The 4,556-nt window shown below is 38.9% G+C and carries 4 protein-coding genes; 3 read left to right on the top strand and 1 reads right to left on the bottom strand.

Features of this window, described 5'->3' with window-relative positions:
- On the top strand, positions 1–1,490 hold a 1,490-nt coding region (mobV, locus tag ASF99_RS02015), incomplete at its 5' end, for a MobV family relaxase (protein ID WP_055966742.1).
- Between the two features lie 172 nt (positions 1,491–1,662).
- Here the strand turns inward: mobV and ASF99_RS02010 are convergent.
- Positions 1,663–2,130 carry a replication/maintenance protein RepL gene (locus tag ASF99_RS02010; RefSeq protein ID WP_055966739.1) on the bottom strand — a complete coding sequence of 156 codons (468 nt, stop codon included), beginning with the start codon at positions 2,128–2,130 and terminating at the stop codon, positions 1,663–1,665.
- A 519-nt stretch (positions 2,131–2,649) separates the two neighbouring features.
- Here ASF99_RS02010 and ASF99_RS02005 point away from each other — a divergent pair.
- Positions 2,650–2,835 carry a hypothetical protein gene (locus ASF99_RS02005; protein WP_055966736.1) on the top strand — a complete coding sequence of 62 codons (186 nt, stop codon included), beginning with the start codon at positions 2,650–2,652 and terminating at the stop codon, positions 2,833–2,835.
- An 875-nt stretch (positions 2,836–3,710) separates the two neighbouring features.
- Positions 3,711–4,550: a hypothetical protein gene (locus ASF99_RS01995; protein ID WP_055966729.1), complete on the top strand. Its 840-nt coding sequence runs from the start codon at positions 3,711–3,713 to the stop codon at positions 4,548–4,550.
- Positions 4,551–4,556 lie beyond the last annotated feature (6 nt).

Raw genomic sequence — 4,556 nt, 5'->3', positions numbered from 1 at the left:
AAAAAAATGACGTAAAAGGTTATCAGATCCACAATCAAAGAGAACGAGAAAGTAAGACCAATCCCGACATCAACGCTTCTCTATCTCACCTCAATCTAGACTATATCAACGCCCAACACATCAGCTACATGGAAAAATGGAAAGAAACATTCGAATCTCAAAATGAAAGTAAACGTGCCCTAAGAAAAGATGCGGTCTATTTCAATGAGTTCGTGGTGGGTTCTGATCGTGATTTCTTCAAGGACATGGATCAGTCAGAAAAAGAACGGTTCTTCAAGGTCTCCACTGATTTCTTCAAAGAGCGATATGGAGAACAAAATGTCCTCTATTCCGTTGCCCATTTCGATGAATTGAAGGGTGCTGGGGCTCATGCTCATATCGCGATTGTACCCATGCGAGACGGCAAACTTCAGAGCAAGAACGTGTTTGACCGGAATGAACTCAAGGCATTGCAATCAGAACTCCCGAATTACCTTCAAAAGCATGGGTTTGATATCGAGCGAGGGAAAGAGGGGTCTAAGGCTCAACACATCGATACGGCCACGTACAAGGTTCTCAAGGCACAAGAAGCGGTCTTGGATGCGGAACAGCAACGAGAGGCGATCCAGAGTGATACGAAGCTACTCGAAGCCAAACGAGAGGGCTTGAAAGAGTTGTTTGAGAAGGTCGAACGGCTCGATAGCTTGGAATATGAAGAACAGAAGACGATGTTTGGTAAAGAAACAGGAAAAATTGTCATCGATCGAGAGGATTTCGAAGAAATGCGCAACCTCGCGATGATGAAAGTACCCGATATGGAATTCAAGAACGAAGAATTACGACGAGAAATCACTGTTTTGCAGTCCAAGATCGAGCAAAAAGACGACAAGATCAGCAATCTTCAGAAGAAATACGAGATTGCTTCAGCACAAGCAGAACGTTATAAATCAGGATTGGACGACGTGGTAGAAGAACGAGTTTCGGAACGCTTAGAAGAGACAGTGAAGGAACTGAAGGAGCGTCATGGAGTCGAGCTGACGAAACAAATGTTAAATGCTAATCGCTACTTCGAAGAAGTGGAACAAATGGAGCGGAAATTGGACATCGTAAAAGGGAACTTCAACGTCTTAGAAAGCGAAAAACGTTGGCTTCAGAAAGAAAATGATGAGCTGCAGGCGACTAATGAAGAATTGACCAAAGAAAATAAAGGGCTATATGAACAGCTTCAAAAGGCACACGAGACGGTGAAAGCATGGAAAGAACGATTTGATCAGGCTGTCCAAAAAAAGGTCTCTGATATGGCGAATGTTATAAGGGCTTCTGTTCATAGAGCGACGAGAGAATGGTTGATTGAGAAGTTACCTGATAATCAAAAAATCGGACTGGATCATATGACAGATCACAGAAGAATTAATAAGCGAGCCAATGAAATGCTTCCAGAAATCGTTGAAGAAAGAGAGGCAATGATCAAAAAACGTGAGCGAGATCGTGGCATGGATTTAGAGCGATAAGCCATACCCTATGACTTAGAAGTCACAGCTATATCGGAAGTGAGTCTTCCATTGACTCAAAATGAACTAATGGGTGATACCAACGAAAAATCGATGAATTTAAATGATAGAGGGGGTATGACTTAAAAGTCACACCCCCTCTTATTTTCGTAAAATGCCTTGCAAACGCATTTTACTTTGAGTCATCTTCTGATTGCATACTATCGTCATAGTAGTTCAAGAGAAGACTTTTTTTGTGTTCCGAACCTTTCATCATGATGTTAGGAGATACCTGCCATACACCATTTTGAACTTTGATGATGAAATGATTTTCTTGGAGTTTTTTCATGATTTTAGCGATTGTCGGTTCTGAAACGTTAGCTTCTTTAGCAATTTTTTTATACGTTCCTACAAATGTATTATTGGCTTGTTCTGTATTCTGCAATATGTAGATCAGAACATCAATTTGCTTAGAATCAGCTAGACCTAAAATGTGAAGGAAATCCATCAAGTAAATCTTCCAAAATTGCTTCTGACCATATGCTCTTTTAGTGATTTGCTCTGCGTAGATTTTTTCACCAGTTTCAGTGTCGATATAAACCTTTTCTTTCTTCCCTAACAAGGTTTGGGTATCAGACTGGAACTCCATATTTGCATCCATTTAATGTCACCTCCCGTCAATTTACTTAATTCTAATTTAAGTAAAAGATAAAAGCAACATTAATTAGCACTTAAAAATAGCTTAGTGCCCACTAACGTATTGTTAAGTGCCTAAAAATGAAAAAATGTTGATATATAAGGCTTTATACCACTTTTATAAAAAAAACACTCTCTTCTATATCAATGTCTTATCTTTTTTCCCTACGATATACCTGGAATTAACAAAAAAGAACTGAACGCACTCATTCCGGCTTTTAAGCCTTCATTTCGTTTGTCGGACTGTTAGATCGCCGAACGTGTTCTCGCTACGCTCGCCCCCATTCACCGATCTCCCAGTACACATGAGCCAGTCGGATATCCTCATTTTCAATCGTCACGAGGAGGTTGGGGCGTCTTTTGGCTCTCTAGGAGCGATTTTAAGGGTATTTACGCCTTGAGTCGTAAATTACCCTATCAAGACGTGGCGAAGGGGCTTAAAATCGAAATATGAGCGATTTAGACACAATCAGGAGGTAATTCCATGAAAGTAGATTTGAATCCAGCAAACTACGATCCGGAAAGATGGGCTGTAATTGAACGATTGAAATATCTTCAGCTTGTCGAGGGTCTTACGATGAATGTAGAAACTTTGAGTGTAGATCAAGAAGGATTTGTTTTGCTTGATCCAGATAATCCATCGCATCGAGAGTGGTTTGAATCAGAGTAACAAGTTTTTTTCAAGATTTTACTTAAAAACTGAGAATTTGTTTGAATAGAAGTCGTTAAGGCTGTTCGTTCTTCATTGCGAACAGTATAATTAATAAATAATGTAGACGCTTGTCAACCTTGTTATTTTCGATAAGCGTATTACACTATTGTTAAGGCTGAATCAGAACTCACAACACTACCGTTCTTTAGAAAGGTGGTGATGCGAGCATGAAAATAATCTTCGAGTTATCGATTGATCCGATGACGATTTTTGTAATGTGGAGTTTCTTAACGACCGGAAGCCTTCCACCAACAAAAAAGCCCTAACCAATATGGTTAAGACTTTAGCCAAAAAAACTGTTCTGATTCAAGACTCAAACGTTGCAGCGTTTGGGTCTTTTGCCTTTTTAATCGTAGCAAAAGATAAGCTAGATAGTGTTAGAAAGGTAACAATATCTGTTGTAGAAAATATACCACTTGTTATGCGTAAATGCATCAATCATATACATACAAAAAGGATGATATTCTTCTGAAAGGTATAAAAATGTATCGATATTGGATGACTTTCTTATTGCATGAGGAGATATGGATCAACTATATGAGAGTCAACGGTAGCGGAACGAGCATAGCGAAGTGAGCATAAGGAGTTGACTCTCTCAATGCCCCAATACCCTCTCGGTGCTGTTCTGCCGTTCCCAACGGCGGAACCTGCCAACCGGCGAGGGAGCCCCTCAAGATTTGAGGGGTTGGGGAGTTGAGTTCTTGACCTTTCGATGCTTGCAGCGACCGTCGATCCGACGGCAATCTTTACCCTCGGAGAGCGCACCTTTACGAAGTAAAGTATAGTGCGCTATACTATACCAAATTCAAGAGCGAAAAACAGGGGGGCTTTCTATGGATTTATCTTTGGTTATTGATTGGGTTATTGATCATTTTAAAAAATTATCAGCAACTACTATCTTGTCTATTGTGTCTACGATTTTAAGTATTATTTCAACTTTCATTGCACGTACGGTTTTTCAGTTCACGAAAAAAATGTCTTATTCAAAATTATCTGTTTCGCCAATGACTTATACATACGATCAATCGCCTGACTTATCTTCTTTGGATAGTACATATCATTTACGAAGATTAACTTGGATTGGTAAATTACGTGGTTTACCAATAACTGTGCTCGATAGAAGAACTGACGAAACTGATAGAGGGGTACTTCCTGATTCAAGATTTAAGCCTCAAATGTTGACTGTTAAACTTAGAAACAATGGTGAATTAGCATCTACAAATATCAAGGTTGTACTTGTATTTAAAGCTTATGGTTCAAAGATAAAGTACGTTAAAAACCAAAAAGATATCTTGAACTATAAGTCTGCTAATAGAAAGCTTTTTTCAAAGAAAAAAATTGTGATAAAAGTACCTTACATTGGTGCTGACGATTATGCTGAATTTCAGATCGCGGACTTAAATGCACAATTTAGAGAAACAGAATTAATTTTATGCAAAATCAAAGCGAATGGTCATACCTATTTCAAAGAAAAATTATTATCAAAAATGTTTAACAGAGTAGTCATCAATCACTATACCCACCCGTTTTTAGGTGGGGCGGCTGACGGATCAGATATAAATAAGCTAATTGGACTTGCGTATGAAGAGAAAAAATGGATCGATCCTTATAAAAGTGAACGGATTGGAGGTAAACTATGGCTTCGAAACTTGTTTGTCGGATGGCGAAAGTGAAAAAAA

The organism is Exiguobacterium sp. Leaf187, from assembly GCF_001423925.1.
Taxonomy (GTDB): domain Bacteria; phylum Bacillota; class Bacilli; order Exiguobacteriales; family Exiguobacteriaceae; genus Exiguobacterium_A; species Exiguobacterium_A indicum.
The sequence above is the reverse complement of the archived record's forward strand: the minus strand, read 5'-3'. Positions and strand labels throughout refer to the sequence as shown.